Annotated in this window: 15 protein-coding genes; 9 read left to right on the top strand and 6 right to left on the bottom strand. The window is 70.3% G+C overall.

Annotated elements, in window-relative coordinates:
* The first annotated feature begins 26 nt into the window (after nucleotides 1-26).
* The 3 genes from GA0070216_RS00395 (at nucleotide 27) to GA0070216_RS00385 (ending at nucleotide 4,627) form a co-directional block, all read left to right on the top strand.
* A complete protein-coding gene (locus tag GA0070216_RS00395; protein WP_091237246.1) occupies nucleotides 27-2,765 on the top strand; it encodes an MGH1-like glycoside hydrolase domain-containing protein in 2,739 nt (912 codons plus the stop codon).
* 55 nt (nucleotides 2,766-2,820) lie between these two features.
* Nucleotides 2,821-3,540 (top strand): HAD family hydrolase, encoded by a 720-nt coding sequence (locus tag GA0070216_RS00390; RefSeq protein WP_091237245.1) that lies wholly within the window; start codon nucleotides 2,821-2,823, stop codon nucleotides 3,538-3,540.
* A gap of 397 nt (nucleotides 3,541-3,937) precedes the next feature.
* Nucleotides 3,938-4,627 (top strand): L,D-transpeptidase family protein, encoded by a 690-nt coding sequence (locus GA0070216_RS00385; RefSeq protein ID WP_091237244.1) that lies wholly within the window; start codon nucleotides 3,938-3,940, stop codon nucleotides 4,625-4,627.
* 335 nt (nucleotides 4,628-4,962) lie between these two features.
* On the opposite strand, the gene GA0070216_RS00380 is transcribed toward GA0070216_RS00385, so the two are convergent.
* From GA0070216_RS00380 to GA0070216_RS00365, 4 genes are all read right to left on the bottom strand, one after another.
* Nucleotides 4,963-5,238 carry a hypothetical protein gene (locus tag GA0070216_RS00380; protein ID WP_091237243.1) on the bottom strand — a complete coding sequence of 92 codons (276 nt, stop codon included), beginning with the start codon at nucleotides 5,236-5,238 and terminating at the stop codon, nucleotides 4,963-4,965.
* 47 nt (nucleotides 5,239-5,285) lie between these two features.
* Nucleotides 5,286-5,717, bottom strand: coding sequence for a RusA family crossover junction endodeoxyribonuclease (locus tag GA0070216_RS00375; RefSeq protein ID WP_091238733.1), 432 nt, complete (start codon nucleotides 5,715-5,717; stop codon nucleotides 5,286-5,288).
* A 1,107-nt stretch (nucleotides 5,718-6,824) separates the two neighbouring features.
* Complete coding sequence (locus tag GA0070216_RS00370) at nucleotides 6,825-7,007, bottom strand: DUF397 domain-containing protein (protein WP_091238730.1); 183 nt, start codon at nucleotides 7,005-7,007, stop codon at nucleotides 6,825-6,827.
* Nucleotides 7,004-7,801, bottom strand: a complete 798-nt coding sequence (locus GA0070216_RS00365; protein ID WP_091237242.1) for a helix-turn-helix domain-containing protein — start codon at nucleotides 7,799-7,801, stop codon at nucleotides 7,004-7,006. Before GA0070216_RS00365 ends, GA0070216_RS00370 begins: the two co-directional genes overlap by 4 nt.
* A 312-nt stretch (nucleotides 7,802-8,113) precedes the next feature.
* On the opposite strand from GA0070216_RS00365, the gene GA0070216_RS00360 reads away from it, so the two are divergent.
* The 5 genes from GA0070216_RS00360 to GA0070216_RS00340 all read left to right on the top strand — a co-directional run bounded on the left by GA0070216_RS00360 (nucleotide 8,114) and on the right by GA0070216_RS00340 (nucleotide 12,929).
* On the top strand, nucleotides 8,114-8,368 hold the full coding sequence (locus tag GA0070216_RS00360) for a flavin reductase (protein ID WP_091238727.1): 255 nt from the start codon (nucleotides 8,114-8,116) through the stop codon (nucleotides 8,366-8,368).
* Between the two features lie 323 nt (nucleotides 8,369-8,691).
* Complete coding sequence (locus GA0070216_RS00355; RefSeq protein WP_425413118.1) at nucleotides 8,692-9,984, top strand: ABC transporter substrate-binding protein; 1,293 nt, start codon at nucleotides 8,692-8,694, stop codon at nucleotides 9,982-9,984.
* Nucleotides 9,981-10,880 (top strand): carbohydrate ABC transporter permease, encoded by a 900-nt coding sequence (locus tag GA0070216_RS00350; RefSeq protein ID WP_091237240.1) that lies wholly within the window; start codon nucleotides 9,981-9,983, stop codon nucleotides 10,878-10,880. The genes GA0070216_RS00355 and GA0070216_RS00350 overlap by 4 nt, the downstream gene beginning before the upstream one ends.
* Nucleotide 10,881: 1 nt before the next feature.
* On the top strand, nucleotides 10,882-11,715 hold the full coding sequence (locus GA0070216_RS00345) for a carbohydrate ABC transporter permease (RefSeq protein WP_091237239.1): 834 nt from the start codon (nucleotides 10,882-10,884) through the stop codon (nucleotides 11,713-11,715).
* Between the two features lie 8 nt (nucleotides 11,716-11,723).
* Nucleotides 11,724-12,929 (top strand): ABC transporter ATP-binding protein, encoded by a 1,206-nt coding sequence (locus GA0070216_RS00340; RefSeq protein ID WP_091237238.1) that lies wholly within the window; start codon nucleotides 11,724-11,726, stop codon nucleotides 12,927-12,929.
* Nucleotides 12,930-13,073: 144 nt separating this feature from the next.
* Here the strand turns inward: GA0070216_RS00340 and GA0070216_RS00335 are convergent, their stop codons facing one another.
* Both GA0070216_RS00335 and GA0070216_RS00330 read right to left on the bottom strand, forming a co-directional pair.
* Entirely contained in the window at nucleotides 13,074-14,435 is a 1,362-nt protein-coding gene (locus tag GA0070216_RS00335) for a ricin-type beta-trefoil lectin domain protein (protein WP_091237237.1), read from the bottom strand.
* Between the two features lie 263 nt (nucleotides 14,436-14,698).
* Entirely contained in the window at nucleotides 14,699-15,766 is a 1,068-nt protein-coding gene (locus GA0070216_RS00330; protein WP_091238724.1) for a winged helix DNA-binding domain-containing protein, read from the bottom strand.
* Nucleotides 15,767-16,403: 637 nt separating this feature from the next.
* On the opposite strand from GA0070216_RS00330, the gene wrbA reads away from it, so the two are divergent.
* Nucleotides 16,404-17,021, top strand: coding sequence for an NAD(P)H:quinone oxidoreductase (gene wrbA / locus GA0070216_RS00320; RefSeq protein ID WP_091237236.1), 618 nt, complete (start codon nucleotides 16,404-16,406; stop codon nucleotides 17,019-17,021).
* Nucleotides 17,022-17,036: the final 15 nt, after the last annotated feature.

Genomic DNA, 17,036 nt, shown 5'->3' with positions numbered 1-17,036 from the left:
GCGAGGTGTAACACGCCACGACGACAATGGCCGCTGTGGTCAAGTACCCCGGCGGCGTCGAAAATGTGCAGGTGTTCACCGACAGATCGCCCTCCGATGCCCCATCCCCCGACGCCGAGCGGCTCCGGCTCGCCCAGGCCGATGCCGGGGAGCAGGACTGGCGCGCATGGGGTCCCTATCTGTCCGAGCGGGCGTGGGGGACGGTACGGGAGGACTACAGCGAACACGGCACGGCGTGGGACTACTTCCCCCACGACCACGCGCGGTCCAGAGCCTACCGGTGGAACGAGGACGGCATGGCGGGCGTCTGCGACGACCGGCAGACGTTCTGCTTCGCGCTGGCGCTGTGGAACGGGGTGGACCCGATCCTCAAGGAGCGGATGTTCGGCCTCGGCGGCGACGGCGGCAACCACGGCGAGGACGCCAAGGAATACTGGTGGTACCTCGACAGCACCCCCACCCACTCCTGGATGCGCTGGCGCTACCACTACCCGCAGGCTGCCTTCCCGTACGACGAACTGGTCGCCGTGAACGCCCTGCGCGGCCGGGACGAGAACGAGTACGAGCTGGTCGACACCGGCATCTTCGACGACGACCGGTACTGGGCGGTCACCGTCGACTACGCCAAGGCGTCCCCGACCGACCTGTGCATCCTGGTCACCGTCGCCAACCGGGCCGACGAGGCGGCCACCCTGCACGTGCTGCCCACGCTGTGGTTCCGCAACACCTGGGCCTGGGGTCCGCCCGGCGCGGACCGGGTGCCCCGGCTGACCGGCGAGGGCGGCCGGCTGGTCGGCGAGCACTGGGTGCTGGGGCAGATCCTGCTGGAGGGCGACGGCGAGCCGGTCCCGCTGCTCTGCGACAACGACACCAACGCCGAGCGGCTGTGGGGGCTGGCCGGTCGCTCGGCGTACCCGAAGGACGGGATCAACGACCACGTGGTGGCCGGCGCGGCCACCGTCAACCCGGACCGGGAGGGGACCAAGGGCGCCCTGCACTACGTGCTGGACGTGCCGGCCGGCGGGCAACGGCAGATCCGGCTGCGGCTGACCCGGACCGCCCCGCCGCCCGGGGCCGTCGCGCCGGCCCCGGCGGAGTTGGGCGCGGGGTTCGACGCGGTGGTGTGGGCCCGCCGGGCCGAGGCGAACCGCTTCTTCGCCGGGGTGATCCCGGCGGCGGCCAGCGCCGACGAGGCGTTGGTGGCCCGGCAGGCGATCGCCGGGCTGATGTGGGGCAAGCAGTTCTACCACTTCGACGTCAAACGGTGGCTGGAGGGCGACCCGGGCTCGACGCCGCCGGCCGGTCGCCGGCACGGGCGCAACAGCGCCTGGTGGCACATGACCAGCTTCGACGTGATCTCCATGCCGGACCCGTGGGAATATCCCTGGTACGCCGCCTGGGACCTGGCCTTCCACTGCGTCACCATCGCCCGGGTCGACCCGGGCTTCGCCAAGGCGCAGGTGCTGCTCCTGCTCCGCGAGTGGTACCTGCACCCCAACGGCCAGATCCCGGCGTACGAGTGGGCGTTCGGCGACGTGAACCCGCCGGTGCACGCCTGGGCGGCGTTGAAGGTGTTCGAGATCGACGGCGGGCGGGACCACGAGTTCCTGGCCCGGGTGATGCACAAGCTGCTGCTGAACTTCACCTGGTGGGTCAACCGCAAGGACACCGGCGGCAACAACCTGTTCGAGGGCGGCTTCCTCGGGCTGGACAACGTCGGCCCGTTCGACCGCTCGGCGGCGCTGCCGGTCGCCGGGGTGCTCGAACAGTCCGACGGCACCGGCTGGATGGCGATGTACGCCCTCAACCTGCTGGACATCGCGATCGTGCTGGCCGAACACGACCGGGCGTACGTGGACACCGCGACGAAGTTCTTCGAACACTTCGCGTACATCGCGGCGGCCGGTTACTCGCAGGGCCTGTGGGACGCCGAGGACGCGTTCTTCTACGACGTGCTGCGGCTCGCCGACGGCAGCCAGGTGCCGCTGAAGGTTCGTTCGGTGGTGGGGCTGCTGCCGTTGGCGGCCACCACCCGGCTCACCGCGCGGACCCTGCAACGCCTGCCCGAGTTGGGTGCCCGGCTGCGCTGGTTCCTCACCCAACGCCCCGAGTACGCCGACGTGATCGGGGCCCGCCGGCTCGGCCCGGACGGCCGCCAGCAGCGGCTGCTGTCGATGGTCGGCCCGGAACAGGTGGTCCGGTTGCTGGCCCGGATGCTCGACCCCGAGGAGTTCCTCTCCGACTACGGCCTGCGGACGCTCAGCCGGGCCCACCTGGACAAGCCGTTCGCGGTCGACCTCGGCGGGCAGGAGTTCTGCGTCGGCTACGAGCCGGCCGAGTCGACCAGCGGGTTGTTCGGCGGCAACTCCAACTGGCGCGGCCCGATCTGGATGCCGACGAACTTCCTGCTGATCAGTGCACTGCGGGACTACGCCGCGTTCTTCGGCGACGACCTCCAGGTGGAGTACCCGACCCGGTCGGGGCGCAAGTGCACCCTGGACGAGATCGCCGACGACCTCTCCGCCCGGCTGATCTCCCTGTTCACCCGGGACGACTGGGGTCGCCGGCCGATCTACGGGGCGTGTCAGCTGTTCCAGACCCATCCCGACTGGCGGGACCTGATCGCCTTCCCCGAGTATTTCCACGGCGACAACGGCGCCGGGCTCGGGGCCTGGCACCAGACCGGGTGGACCGCCCTGGTCGCCGACCTGATCCTGACCCTGCGCCGGGACAACCCGGATGTGCCGGGCGGGCCGGGCCACTAACGTGTCCGGGGCCGCCGCCGGCCGGGCGGGGGGACCCTTCGGGAGGGGACACCGGATGAGTGCGGGTGGGACCGGGACGGCCCGGGTCGAGGGCGCGACGACGCTGATCTTCGACGCCGACGACACGCTCTGGGAGAACAACGTCCTGTTCGAGCGGGTGATCGACGACTTCCTGGACTGGCTCGACCATCCGACGCTCGACCGGGCCCAGATCCGTGGGGTGCTCGACGACATCGAGCGGGCCAACGCGGTGGCTCACGGCTACGGCAGCAAGGTCTTCCTGCGCAGCCTCGGCGAGTGTCTGGCGCGGCTGCGCGAGCGACCGGTCAGCGACCGGGAGCGCAGCGACCTCGACGCGTTGGCCACGGCGCTGGTCAACCACCAGGTCGAGCTGATGCCCGGGGTCGCCGACACCCTCGACGCCCTGGCCGCCCGCTACGACCTGCTGCTGCTGACCAAGGGGGACCGGGAGGAGCAGCAGCGCAAGCTGGACGCCTGCGGCCTGCTGCACCACTTCACCGCAGCGCACATCGTGGCCGAGAAGGACACCGGGACCTACCGGTGGTTGGCCCGGGAACACGGCTTCGCGCCGGCCGACGCGTGGATGATCGGCAACTCCCCGAAGTCGGACATCCTGCCGGCGCGGGCGGCCGGCATGCGGGCGGTGTTCATCCCCAACGAGAACACCTGGGTCCTGGAGGACGACGACCTCGACCCGGCCGACACGGGGGTGATCCGGCTGGCCGCCTTCCCGGATCTGCTCGCTCACTTCTGAGGACGAACAGCGCCGGTCCGGCTGACCGTGTCACGCCGGGATGCCCCAATTCCGGCCCGGCGGGAATCACCCCCGCGGCCCCGCCGACCTGCTTGCCCGGCCCACCGACGGGTGCCTAACCTGGGCCGGCGTTCGTGGCCATTCGGGGTGGTCGGGGACGCGCCGAAGTCCGGTGCCGGGGCACCGTGGAGCTGAGTGCAGGCGGCCTGGCCCGCGTGTCGGGCCGACGTGGGCGGCCTGCCCCGCCCGTCGTGCCCGCACCGGCGATCACCGCTGCCGGACCGGACGGCTGGCGGTCAGGGTCGGGGAGTTGCGGACCCGACCCTGACCCACCGGCCCACCGGACCCGGTGAGCGTCGGGACATCGGGGTGTCGTTCGTGGTGCGATCATCTCCAGATGGAAACCACACCCGGCGCGGCACCGGCGACGGGTCGCGGGCGGCCGATCCCGCCACCGAACCGAGCCTCCCGGCTGACCACCCTGCCCGCCGGGACCCGCCAGGTCGTCATCGTCACCGGCACCGGCTACTCCACCACGTACGCCACCCTGGAGACGTTCCACCGGGCAGGCGGCCACTGGGTGGCGGTCTCGGCCCCGCTGCCCGCCCGGCTGGGCGCGAAGGGGTTCAGCGACAACCACACCGAGGGGGTGGCGACCACCCCGACCGGGGTCTACTCGTTCGGCCCCACCATGTACGGCATCGCCGCCGACCCCGGCGTGCGCTTCCCGTACCACCGGGTGGTCACCGACGACTGGTGGAACGAGAACCCGAACTCGGCGGCCTACAACACCTTCCAGCACCGCAGCACGAACCCCGGCGGATTCAGCGAGGCGCTGTGGCGGGAGGTGCCGGCCTACACCCACTTCGCGGTGATCACCTACAACATGCCGCCGAACGTGCCGAAGCCCGTGCCCCACGCCGGCAGCGGCATCTTCCTGCACGAGTTCAGCACCGCCGGCGGCGGTCCGACCGCCGGCTGCGTCAGCATGTCGCACGCCGACCTGGTGTCCGTGCTGCGCTGGCTGGACCCGAAGCAGTCGCCGCGCATCGTGATCTGCCCGGCGCAGAACCTCGGCCGCTACTGAGCCGGGCCGCTACTGAACCTCGGCCGTGTGCTGGGCTTCGGAGGTGTGCTGAGCCCCGAAGAGTCGATCAACGAGACCCGCTCCCGGTTCACCATCGAGCCGCTGCCGTGTGCTGAGCCTTGGCCGTGCGCTGAGCCTTGGCCGCCCCGGCATCTCGAAAGCGGTGCGGTGCGCCTCGGTCGGCTCGTTGACCAGTCTTTTCTCTGGTTCTTTGCGCCTCGGCCGGGGTGGAGCCTCGGCCGAGGCGGTGCGTCCCCGTGGTGGGGTGCGACTCGGCCGGGACCGGGGCGAAGCCCCGTTCGGGCCGTACCCGATGCGGGGCGACGCCGGCCGGGTCAGGAGATCTCGTCCCGGACGATCGCCACCGCCACCCGGCAGAACTCGTCCATGTCGGGCCGGAAACCGGCGGCGATGTCCGGGTGCAGCCCGGACCGGGTCTCGTCGAGCAGCCGTTGGCAGACCTGTTCGACAGGTTCGCCCGCGTAGCTGGCCCGGATCCGGTCCGTGGCAGCCTGGAGGGCCGAGGTCAGCTGATCCTCCAGCGGGCCGCGCAGCTTCTGCTGCACCGGGTCGAGCCCTCTCGGGTCGAGCGTGACATGTGGCTCCGACATCGGCGCTCCCTTCGTCGGCGTCCGCGGTACCCCACCGCGGGCGTCGGTCAAACCACGGTTGGCGCGGCGGCCACCCGGACCTGGTACGAGAAGTCCTCCGCCGGCTCCTCCCGGTACGACAGCCGGCGGATCTGCCGGTCGTCGACGTAGAGGGCGACGTCGACCAGGACCCCGAGATGGGCCAGCCCGATGTTGGCCACCCGCTTCTTGTCCTGGAGCACCGCGCACACCCCACCGAGCAGGGTGCTGGCGTCGGATGTGCGGTGCCCGGGTGGGCACCGCAGGATCAGGTCGACCTCGATCGGCCCGGCCAACGGCGTCCAGCCGGTCTGCTGGGCCGCGGCGCAGGCCGCTTCGAGTAGGGCGCGGACCCTCGTCGCCTGCCGATGGCCGGCAGCGAAGATGGACAGCGCCTCGGTTTTCACCGGTGGCAGGCCGCTCACCTCGAACGTCAGGGCGAGAGCGCGGGTGTCCTGCACCACGGAGCACCTCCTCGTTGAGGACGATCCTGCCCAACCGGTGGACGCGCAGTGGGAGTTCGCGGGAGAACCCACCGAACGGGCAGGCTGATGTCGGCCGGAGGCGTATCGACTACGACGGCGACGCGCTGGCTGTGGAGTGAGTGCATCAACGCTAGTGCACGCGGCACACGTGGGATAGCCCCGCTGCACCCGCCGACCGGACAGTCGTGGCGAGCCGCCGGGGCGCGCGGTGCCCGCCGGGGCGCACGGTGCCCGACGGGGCGCACGGTGCCCGACGGGGCATGGCGGCTGGCCGGCGGAGCGCCTGGTTGATCAACTCCACGGGGTCGATGTTGCGGTGTTCACCGCACCTCGATAACGCTGTATCGCCTCAACTGAGTCGATCTTCACGAAAGGCTGGGCGTGTGGGGCGAGCTACCCGCCCGCCTCTGCTGAGCGTCCCGTTCCGGCCCGTCCTGGCCGTCCGGCTCGGCTGCGTACCCGTCGCCCGGCTCCGCGGCATACGCCTGCCCGGGCGGCACTGCGGGAGCCTCAAGATCAGATTGCCGTTCGATGTACTTTTCCCGGCGTGTCGTCTCCATTTCGGCAATCCGATCATGGGGCGGGGCTTTGCATACCGCGACGTGGGGCGTGGGGCGGTCGGCCAACGCCGCAGTCGCGTCGGGCGGTCGGCCAACGCCGCAGTCGCGTCGGGCGTACCGCTCCGGGGCGAGACGTACGTGCGGGCGACACCTGCCGGCGGCACGCTGACGGCCGAGGCGATTGACGCCCCGATCGCCTCCGTGCCGCTGTCCCGAGATTGCGCTCCTGCCGAGCGCTGCCGCTGCCGAGTGAAGCCTCGTTGATCATCAACGACCGTCGCCCTGTGCGACGGGCCGGAGATGGGGCGGGAGGCGGCCGGGCCCGACCAGGCTCCCGGCTGCGCGGTGGAACCTGGTCGGGCCGCTCAGATTCGGTCTTGCGGTGGAACCTGGTCGGGCCACTCAGGCTTTCGGCTTCGCGATGGAGGCTGGTCGGGCCGCTCAGGCTTTCGGCTTCGCGGTGGAGCCTGGTCGGGCCGCTCAGGCTCTCGGCTTCGCGATGGAGCCTGGTTGGTGAGCCGCGTCAGTGCTGCTTGGCGTAGCCGACGAACGCGGTCCAGGCCGTACGGTCGAAGTGGAGGGTGCCGCCGTCGCGGTCCTTGGTGTCGCGCACCAGCACCCGGCCGGGCAGGTTGTCGGCGACCTCGACGCAGGCTCCGCCGTTGCCGCCGGACCTGGTCGACTTCCGCCACTGCGGGGTCATCATGTCCATGACTTCGCCACTTCCTTGATCAGCTCGATTGACTGCCGGCGGGGGAGCGCCTCGTTCCGCACGATCTCCCACGTCCTGGCCAGACTAGCAACGTCGGGCGTCGCATCGACGATCTGCGCGGTGAGCTGGTTGTCCGCATAGGCCACCCGCTCGCCGTCGGGCATCTCGGCGATGATGAACTGCCCGGCCAGCCCCAGGTACATGCCGGCATCGGTCGGCACGATGTGCACCTGGATGTGTTCCTCGGCGGTCAACCGGGCCAAGTGCTCGCACTGCTCGATCATCAGCCCCGGCTGGTCGAGCACCGGCCGGCGGAGCACCGTCTCGTCGATCACGCAGATGAGCTGCGGGGGGCGCTCCCGCCGCAGGATCGCCTGCCGTTCGAGCCGGGACGCCACGATCCGGTCGACGTCCTCCGGGGCGAACCGGCCGCCGGCCAGCGTCGCGCGGGCGTACCGCTCGGTCTGGAGCAGCCCCGGCACGTACGCCAGCTCGAACCAGCGCAGGGTGGTCGCCTCCCGCTCGAACTCGATCCACTCCCGGAGCCAGGCCGGCTCGGCGTCGAGCCGGCCCAGCCGCTCCAGCATCCGTTGGAAACGCCCGCCGGTCTGGTGGTGGCCGTCGACCGCCTTCATGAACTCCTTGGTGGGTGCCCGGCCGCCGGTCTCCACCGAGCTGACGTGCGACCCCGAGTAGCCGATGCCCTTGCCGAAGTCGTCCTGGCTGAGCCCGAGCGCCGCCCGGAACAGGCGTAACTCCTCCAACACGTAATCGGTAGCTGTCCCCATCACACCCCCGGTCTCTGCCCACCGTGGACCGGCGGGTCTGTCGTGGTCGCTCACCCACTCCTTTGAGCTGCGCAGATGACGTGAGCGTGTATCGACAGTAGTGGTCCGATCAGCAGACTGTCACCCGTGGCGGGCCCGCTGGCAGCCGGGGAGGGCGGCAGCGGGCCCTGCCCGGGGCCGCTCCCGATCCCCGTGCGGGAGCGGCCCCTTCCAGTCCCCAGATCGGTGTGGTGACGCGGATGGTCGGCCCCGGGTCGAGACGGCCGGGGCCGACCCCGCCGAACGCGCCCATGATTCGAGGAGGTGGCGGTGATGGTGGTCCGACCGCCTGTCCCGCACGTCGCGATGCGCCCACTGTGGCGGTGCCGCAACTGTGGCCGGGAGTGGCCCTGCCAGCCGGCCAAGCTCGCCCTGCTCACCGAGTACCGCACGGACCGCACGGGGCTGCTCGTCTACCTCGGCACCCTGATGTACGAGGCGACGAACCAGCTCGGCCAACTGCACCCGGAACACCCACCGGCCCGGATGACCGAACGCTTCCTGTCCTGGGCGCGAGCCCGGGGCTGACCCGCGCACCGGTCACACCCGCGTCGAACGGCGCGTTCAGGCATGAACCGGGCGGGCTGGTGGCACCATGGGGTCCGAGGTCGAATCGTGAAAATCGGTGGAGACGGGCATGAGTCAGGCATCGGCGGTGCCACCTCCGGTGCGGGTCGGCCCACCGGTCCGGACGCTGGTTACCGGCAGGTTTCGCGGCTTCGCAGGTCGGGCAGTGTAGGCGCACGGAACGGCCGGGCAGGCGCGTTTCCGCACTTCACCGGCCCGGTACCGGCTCGCCGTGCACCGGGGCGCGGGTGACCTCCCCGGTTTTCGCCGAAGAGAGGGGGAGGGTGATGACGGACCCCGGAACGGCCCGACACCGGCGTCGGCCGGCTGTCCGGGCCGGGGCGGCCGTTGCCGCGCTGGCACTCGTCGCGCCGCTGGCCGCGTGCGGCACGGACGACGGTGGCGGAGGTACGCCCACGATCAACCTGTACTACCCGCCCGAGCAGAACCTGCAGAAGGTGGTCGACGACTGCAACACCCGGGCCGAGGGCCGCTACAAGATCACCTACCGGGTGCTGCCCCGGCAGGCCGACGACCAGCGGGTGCAGTTGGTCCGCCGGTTGGCCGCCGAGGACACCGGGATGGACGTGCTCGGCCTCGACGTCACCTGGACCCAGGAGTTCGCCAGCGCGAAGTGGATCCGGGAGTGGACCGGTCAGGACAAGAGCGAGGTGGAGCAGGGCACCCTGGCGGGCCCGCTGGACACCGCCCGGTACGAGGACAAGCTCTACGGTGCGCCGAAGAACACCAACGTGCAGCTGCTCTGGTACCGCAGTGACCTGGTCCCGGAGGCTCCGAAGACCTGGGACGACATGATCACCGCCGCCAAGGACCTCAAGGGGCAGGGCAAGCCCTACCGGGTGCTCACCATGGGCGCGCAGTACGAGGGCCTGGTGGTGCTCTACAACACCCTGGCCGAGAGCGCCGGCGGCAAGATCCTCAGCGACGACGGCAAGAAGGCCGTGATGGACTCCGGCACGGTGAAGGCCCTCGACCAGCTCCAGCGGTTTGCCACGTCGGGCGTGACGTCGCCGTCGTTCAGCAACTCCACCGAGGATCCGGTCCGGCTGGACTTCCAGTCCGGCAACGGCGCGTTCCAGGTCAACTGGCCCTTCGTCTACCCGGCGTTGCAGGAGGCGGACCCGGAGCTGGCCAAGAAGGTCAAGTGGGCCCGGGTGCCCGGCGTTGACGCGAACACCCCCAGCAAGGTCACCATCGGTGGGGTCAACATGGCGGTCAGCGCCTACTCCACGCACCCGACGGAGTCCTTCGAGGCGGCGAAGTGCCTCCGGGACGCCAAGAACCAGAAGTTCTCCGCGATCAACGACGGGGTGCCACCGACCATCGAGGCGGTCTACGACGACCCGGAGATGGACGAGGCGTACCCGATGAAGGAGACCATCCTGGAGGAGCTGAAGGAGCCGGCGGTCCGGCCGCTGACCCCCGCCTACCAGAGCATCTCCACGGTGATGTCGGCGATCCTGTCGCCGCCGTCGGCGATCAAGCCGGAGCAGACCGCCAAGGAGCTGCGTGAGGCGATCTCCGACGCGCTCCAGTCCAAGGGGGTCCTACCGTGAGCCGGCGTGCCCCGTTGAGCGAGAACAAGAAGGCCGAACGGAAGCTCGGTTGGCTGCTCTGCGCCCCGGCCGCGCTGGTCATGGTGCTGGTCACCGCGTACCCGATCATCTATTCGGTCTGGCTGTCGTTGCAGCGCTTCGACCTGCGCTTCCCCGACGAGCGTAAGTTCATCGGGCTGGACAACTACGTCACCGTGCTCAGCAACGAGTTCTGGTGGACCGCGTTCGGGGTGACCATGCTGATCACGGTGGTCACCGTCGCGGTGGAGCTGGCGCTCGGCATGGGGCTGGCCCTGGTCATGCACCGCACCCTGGTCGGCCGGGGCATCGTCCGGACCGCGGCGCTGATCCCCTACGGCATCGTCACGGTCGTCGCCGCGTTCTCCTGGCGGTACGCCTGGACGCCCGGCACCGGATACCTGGCCAACCTCTTCGACGGCAGCGCGCCGCTGACCGAGCGGGCCAGCTCGCTGGCGATCATCATGCTGGCGGAGATCTGGAAGACCACCCCGTTCATGGCCCTGCTGCTGATGGCCGGGCTGGCGCTGGTGCCGGAGGACCTGCTCAAGGCGGCCTCCACCGACGGGGCGACGGCGTGGCAGCGGTTCACCAAGGTGATGCTGCCGGTGATGAAGCCGGCGATCCTGGTCGCCCTGCTGTTCCGCACCCTCGACGCGTTCCGGGTCTTCGACAACATCTTCGTGCTCACCAACGGCGGCAACGAGACCTCGTCGGTGTCGATGCTCGCCTACAACAACCTGATCCGGGGGCTCAACCTCGGCATCGGCTCCACGATGTCCGTGCTGATCTTCATCACGGTGGCGATCATCGCGTTCGTCTTCGTGAAGCTGTTCGGCACCGCTGCCCCGGGCAGCGACGACGGGGAGAGGCGCTGACATGGCCGACACCACCACCCGGGCGAAGCTGCGCTGGGGCCTGATCGACGTCATCGTGGTCGTCTTCGCCCTGGTCCCGGTGCTCTGGATCGCCTCCCTGTCGTTCAAGACCCCGGCCACCCTGACCGACGGCAAGTTCTGGCCGCGGGAGTGGACGCTCGACAACTACAAGAGCATCTTCGACACCGACCAGTTCGTCCGGGCCCTGGTCAACTCGATCGGCATCGCCCTGATCGCCACGCTCATCGCGGTGGTGCTCGGCGCGATGGCCGCGTACGCGATCAGTCGGCTGGATTTCCCCGGCAAGCGCCTGCTGGTCGGGGTGTCCCTGCTGATCGCGATGTTCCCGCAGGTGTCGCTGGTGTCGCCGCTGTTCGAGATCGAGCGGCAACTCGGCCTCTTCGACACCTGGCCGGGGCTGATCCTGCCGTACATCACCTTCGCGCTGCCGTTGGCGATCTACACGCTGTCGGCGTTCTTCAAGCAGATCCCGTGGGACCTGGAGAAGGCCGCGAAGATGGACGGCGCGACCCAGGCGCAGGCGTTCCGGCGGGTCATCGCCCCGCTGGCCGCCCCGGGCCTGTTCACCACGGCGATCCTGGTCTTCATCTTCTGCTGGAACGACTTCCTGTTCGCCATCACGCTCACCTCGACCGAGCGGGCCCGTACGGTGCCGGTGGCCCTGTCGTTCTTCACCGGTGAGTCGCAGTTCGAGGACCCCACCGGGGCGATCTGCGCCGCCGCCGTGGTGATCACCATTCCGATCATCCTGTTCGTGCTCTTCTTCCAGCGCCGCATCGTCTCCGGTCTGACCTCCGGCGCAGTCAAGGGATAGGTGACAAAATGGCTGACATCGTGCTGGACAAGGTGAGCAAGAGCTTCCCCGACGGCACCGTCGCGGTGCAGGACGTCGACCTGGAGATCGCCGACGGCGAGTTCGTCATCCTGGTCGGCCCCTCGGGGTGCGGGAAATCCACCACCCTCAACATGATCGCCGGGCTGGAGGACATCAGCTCCGGTGAGCTGCGCATCGGCGGGCAACGCGTCAACGACAAGGCCCCCCGGGACCGGGACATCGCGATGGTGTTCCAGTCGTACGCGCTCTACCCGAACATGACCGTCCGGGAGAACATGGCCTTCCCGCTGCGGTTGGCCAAGCTGGACAAGGCGACCATCGACCAGAAGGTGGACGAGGCGGCGAAGGTGCTGGAGCTGACCCCGCTGCTCGACCGCAAGCCGGCGAACCTCTCCGGTGGGCAGCGCCAGCGGGTCGCGATGGGTCGGGCGATCGTCCGGCAGCCCAAGGCGTTCCTGATGGACGAGCCGCTGTCCAACCTGGACGCCAAACTGCGGGTGCAGATGCGTACCGTGGTGTCCCGGTTGCAGAAGAAGCTCGGCACCACGACCGTCTACGTGACCCACGACCAGACCGAGGCGATGACCCTCGGCGACCGCGTGGTGATCATGCGGGGCGGCGCGATCCAGCAGGTCGGCCCGCCCCAGGAGCTGTACGACCACCCCCGCAACCTCTTCGTGGCGGGGTTCATCGGCTCACCGTCGATGAACTTCCTGCACGCCGCCGTGGAGGACGGAAAGCTGCGTACCGCCCTGGGCGACGTGCCGATCGGCGACCGGATCCGCCGCGAGTTGGAGGGGGCCGACGCGCCCCGGGAGCTGATCCTCGGCATCCGGCCGGAGCACTTCGAGGACGCCGAGCTGATCGACGACGAGGCGCGGGCCCGGGGCATGGAGTTCACCGCGCCGGCCGACATCGTCGAGTCGATGGGCTCCGACAAGTACGTCTACTTCACCGTGGAGGGGCAGCGGGCCAGCGCCGCCGAGTTGGAGGAGTTGGCCGCCGACGCCGGTGCCGACTTCAGTGGCGGCGGGGGCAACCTGGTGACCCGGTTGTCGGCCGAGTCGCCGGTGCAGGAGGGGGAGGACCGGCGGGTCTGGTTCAACCTGGAGAAGATCCACCTGTTCGACCCGTCGTCCGGGCGGAACCTCACCCTGCACGAGGGCCGGTCAGCCGGCACGCTCGGCGACTGATCCGCCGGGTGCGCGGTCGACCGGGGCGGTGGCGACCCGCCCGCCGGGGGCCGGTGCGACACGGTCCGGCGGGGTGGCGGCCGGAGGATACGACCGCCACCCCGCGTCGGCATCGTGCCATGCTGGTACGGGGTTGTCGGACCGTCAGCTACGGATAGCCCACTGCTGGTTGCCGCCTCCGTTGCACGCCCACAGGTTGAGTTGCGTCCCGTTGGCGGTGCCGGCGCCGACGGCGTCCAGGCAGAGTCCCGACTGGGCGGAGGTGATGGTCCCGTTGCTGTTCCGGTTCCACTGCTGGTTCGCGCCGCCGTTACAGTCCCAGATGTGGACGACGGTGCCGTTGCTGGTGCCCGACCCGCTGGCGTCCAGGCACTTGTTGCCGTAGACGGTCAGGGTGCGGTTGGTGGTATGGGTCCAGCGCTGGTTGCTGTTGCCGTGGCAGTCCCACAGCTGCAACCGGGCGCCGTTGCTCGTGCTGGAGTTGGCGACGTCGATGCAACGGTTCGACTGGCTACCCGCGATCATGACGTTCGCCTGGCCAGCCGGGGGCGTGGTCGGCGGCGTGGTGGTCGGCGGCGTGGTCGGCGGCGTGGTGGTCGGCGGGGTCGATCCGAACTGGGTGAAGAACCGCCACACCTCAGGCTTGACCCAGCTTCGCGCGCCGCTCTCACAGCCGGCACAACCGTCCACCGGGCCCTGCTGGTGGCCGCCGTCGAACGGGGCCCAGACCACCGGGTAGCCGGCCCGGCACGAGTAGGCGGTGATGATGTGGGTCAGGCTGCCCCGCGCGGGCTCGGGGGCGTTCTGCGCCGCGCAACCGTTGTTCCGGAGCCACCTGTCGCGTAGTGACCGGCCGCTCTGAATGTTGTCGCTGATCCCGTGAATTCCCAGGTACGCCACGGGCTGGGTCCCGCCACTGCAGCCACTGATCGTTCCAGGGGCGGCGATGGCCGCGACCGCACGGAACACCGTCGGCCGGGAACACGCCAACGAGTAGCTCATCGCGCCGCCGTAGCTGAACCCGACCGAGAAGCGTTGTGTCGTGTCGACGCAGAGCGCGTTGTCGATCATGCGGATCATGTCGTCGGTGAAGGTGACGTCCTCACCGTTGGTGTTGGCCCAGCCGTTGTTGATGCCCTGTGGGGCGACGAAGATCGTGGTGTTGTTCGACTGCGACAGCATGCCGTAGTAGGCCCAGGGGTAGCCGTCGGTTCCGCCCGAGGCGACGGCACTGGCGGTGCCACCCAACCAGTGGAACCCGAAGGCCAGCCGGTGCGGGTAGGTGTTGTTGTAGCTGTCGGGGAGCCGGAGGATGAAGCTGCGGCTCTTGCCGCCGCTCTGGATGGTGTGGGTGCCGCTGTTCAGCCCCGGGGCCTTGCCGCAGCCGGCAGTGGTGGCCGCCGCGGCCGGTGGCGCGTTCGTGATGACGTTCGCGCCGACGGCGACCAGGACCAGGGCGGCCAGGATCGTCCCGATTAATGGGGCCGAGCGTTTGCGAGGTGGCACAGGGTCGTCTCCTTACGGGGAGGCCGTCATCCGGTTCGGGGGTGTGACGCCAGAGCACTACCTGGGCCACCCGACCGGACGCGAAGGCGTCACCGAAGCATCGACTTCAGCATGGGACGGCGGTCGAAGCAGCGGGCGCAGACGTCGACCGGTCCGGTGTCATCTCGACCCCCCGGACGGGACGCGGAATCAGTGCATATATCGATGCTCATATTGGTGTGACGTACGACGTCTGTCAAGTCTCGGCCGCTGCGGGAGGCGGGCTACCAGGAGAAGTGCAGCGGCAGGGCGAGGAAGCGGGCGTAGCCTTCCCACGCCGCCTCGACCCGCTGCCTGGTCGACGGGTCCAGCGTGACCAGTGGCTGCACCGTCACGGTGACCCTGGTCCGGGCGAGGCGGCGCTTCCAGGTGCCGATCACCCGGCCGCCGCGTACCACGGTGGACTGGAAGACCCCGTTGCCGCCGGGGACCACCGCCGACATGTGTGCCGGGTCGACCATCAGGGCGCGGTCCTTGAAGCCCAGCAGGTATTCGTCGAAGCCGGGCAGCACGTGCACGTCGTCCACCGGCAGGCGGGGCGCGTCGAGCAACGTCGGGTCGAGATACGACTCCACCCCGTCGACCTGCACCCGGGCCAACTGTCCGGCGTCGGTGGCGACCGCGACGGCGCGTTTCGCGTCGGCGGCGGTCAGCCCCGTCCAACCGGTGAAGTCCCGCCGGGTCGTCGGCCCGTGACTGCGGAAGTACCGGCGGGCCAGGATGCCCAGCGCCTCGTCCCGCTCGGGCCGGTGCGGGTCGGGAGCCCACTCGTCGAGCAGCGCGAAGGTCTGCTCGGTGCCCACGTGCGGGGTGATGCAGGTGACGCCCCGCTGGCTGGCGTACCAGAGCAGGTGGTAGCCGCGCTGACCGGTGACGTCGACACCGGCGGCAGTGAGCGCGGCCAGGCACTGGGCGCGGGTCAGTCGGCCGCCGCCGGCCAGCGCCGCGCCGAGCACGTCGGCGGCCCGGTCGACCTCGGCCTCGGTCAGCCCGAGCACGGCCCGGCGGGCCGGTGCCCCGGCCAGTGCCCGTACGCCGGTCAACTCCAGCATCCAGCGGGCGTCCCGGCAGGGCACCAGGTGCACGGTGCCGCGCATCGGCCAGGTACGCAGCGCCTCGCGCCGCTCCAGGGCGGCCCGCACGTCGGCCTCGGTGCGGCCGGGCAGCCGCAGCCCCAGCGACCACAGGCCGCTCGCCGCGTCCTGGGCCTGCATGGCCCCGAACCACTCCACCACCCCGGCGACGTCCACCGGGCGGCCGGTCGGATGTTCCCGCAGCGCCAGCGCGGTCATCCGCAACGTCAGCGCCTCGCCACCGGTCAGCTCCACCACGCGGTCAGCATAGGAGCGTCCCCCGACACCGGCGGTCACGCCGGGCCCGAACCGGTGGTCACGGCCGGGGTGGGCACCCCTGATCGCGCTACGCCGGTTGCCGAACCGGCGGAGCGCGATCCCCCGTGCAGGTCCCCCCGGCTACCGAAGGTGGTCTCCACCCCCGGCATCCGTGCCCCCCAGGATCGCGTTCCGGCCCGGGCGTGGGAGCGTTCCCGGGCGGAACTTGCGGAAAACTTGAGCTGCGGCCGAAACTCTCGGGACCGCCGGCCGGTCAGTCGAGCCGGCGGTGCATCACCAGCAGGTCGACCAGGCCGAGGTCGGGATGGCGGAAACCCTCCGGTCGTCGTCCACCGCGACCACCGTCCGACCGGGCGGGGCGACCAGCCACCGCCGGGGGCGTCGTCCGCGCTGACGTCGTGCGGCCAGGTGTACGTCTGCCCGGCAGCGACGATCTCCCGCAGGAAGGGCCAGATCGCCGGCCAGTCCTCGGCGGTGGCGGCGCACTGCATGTCCGGATCATGCCACGGCGGAACGTTTGACCCGGCAACCGGCGGGTAGTCGCCGGAGCTGACCCGAATCGAGGAGGACACAGACGATGGACGGCCAGGTCAAGGTAGCGGTCATCTACTACAGCGCGACCGGCATCACCTACCAGATGGCGCAGGCGGCGTGCGAGGCCGCCGGGGAGGCGGGGGCCGAGGTACACCTGCGCAAGGTGCGGGAGTTGGCACCCGACGAGGCGATCCGCTCCAACGCGGGCTGGCAGGCGCACCGGCTGGAGACCCAGGACGTGATGGAGGCCGAGATCGACGATCTGGCCTGGGCCGACGTGGTGATCTTCGGTAGCCCCACCCGGTACGGCATGATCGCCGCCCAGCTCAAGCAGTTCATCGACACCACCGGCCCGCTCTGGGCCAACGGGGCGCTGGCCGACAAGGTCTACAGCGGCTTCACCTCCACCGCCACCTCGCACGGCGGCCAGGAGTCGACCCTGCTGTCGCTGTTCACGATCTTCTACCACTGGGGTGGTGTGGTGGTCACCCCTGGTTACACCGACCCGAGCCAGTTCGTCGCCGGCAACCCGTACGGCGCCTCGCACACCAGCAACAACGGCGAGGTCGCCCCGGATCATGTGGCGCTCGCGGCCACCGCGCTGACCGCCAAGCGGGCGGTCCGGATCGGCGCCGCCGTCAAGCGCGGCCTCGCCGGCTGAGCCGCCGGACCACAC

The organism is Micromonospora matsumotoense (assembly GCF_900091525.1).
Classification (GTDB): domain Bacteria; phylum Actinomycetota; class Actinomycetes; order Mycobacteriales; family Micromonosporaceae; genus Micromonospora; species Micromonospora matsumotoensis.
Note: the sequence above shows the minus strand (reverse complement) of the source record. Positions and strands in the feature narration are given on the sequence as shown.

Bases quoted from the DNA above. Each gene is read 5' to 3' on its own strand.
- GA0070216_RS00395 (WP_091237246.1), top strand. From the start codon at position 27: ATGGCCGCTGTGGTCAAGTACCCCGGCGGCGTCGAAAATGTGCAGGTG.
- GA0070216_RS00390 (WP_091237245.1), top strand. From the start codon at position 2,821: ATGAGTGCGGGTGGGACCGGGACGGCCCGGGTCGAGGGCGCGACGACG.
- GA0070216_RS00385 (WP_091237244.1), top strand. From the start codon at position 3,938: ATGGAAACCACACCCGGCGCGGCACCGGCGACGGGTCGCGGGCGGCCG.
- GA0070216_RS00380 (WP_091237243.1), bottom strand. From the start codon at position 5,238: ATGTCGGAGCCACATGTCACGCTCGACCCGAGAGGGCTCGACCCGGTG.
- GA0070216_RS00370 (WP_091238730.1), bottom strand. From the start codon at position 7,007: ATGATGACCCCGCAGTGGCGGAAGTCGACCAGGTCCGGCGGCAACGGC.
- GA0070216_RS00365 (WP_091237242.1), bottom strand. From the start codon at position 7,801: ATGGGGACAGCTACCGATTACGTGTTGGAGGAGTTACGCCTGTTCCGG.
- GA0070216_RS00360 (WP_091238727.1), top strand. From the start codon at position 8,114: ATGGTGGTCCGACCGCCTGTCCCGCACGTCGCGATGCGCCCACTGTGG.
- GA0070216_RS00345 (WP_091237239.1), top strand. From the start codon at position 10,882: ATGGCCGACACCACCACCCGGGCGAAGCTGCGCTGGGGCCTGATCGAC.
- GA0070216_RS00340 (WP_091237238.1), top strand. From the start codon at position 11,724: ATGGCTGACATCGTGCTGGACAAGGTGAGCAAGAGCTTCCCCGACGGC.
- GA0070216_RS00330 (WP_091238724.1), bottom strand. From the start codon at position 15,766: ATGACCGCGCTGGCGCTGCGGGAACATCCGACCGGCCGCCCGGTGGAC.
- wrbA (WP_091237236.1), top strand. From the start codon at position 16,404: ATGGACGGCCAGGTCAAGGTAGCGGTCATCTACTACAGCGCGACCGGC.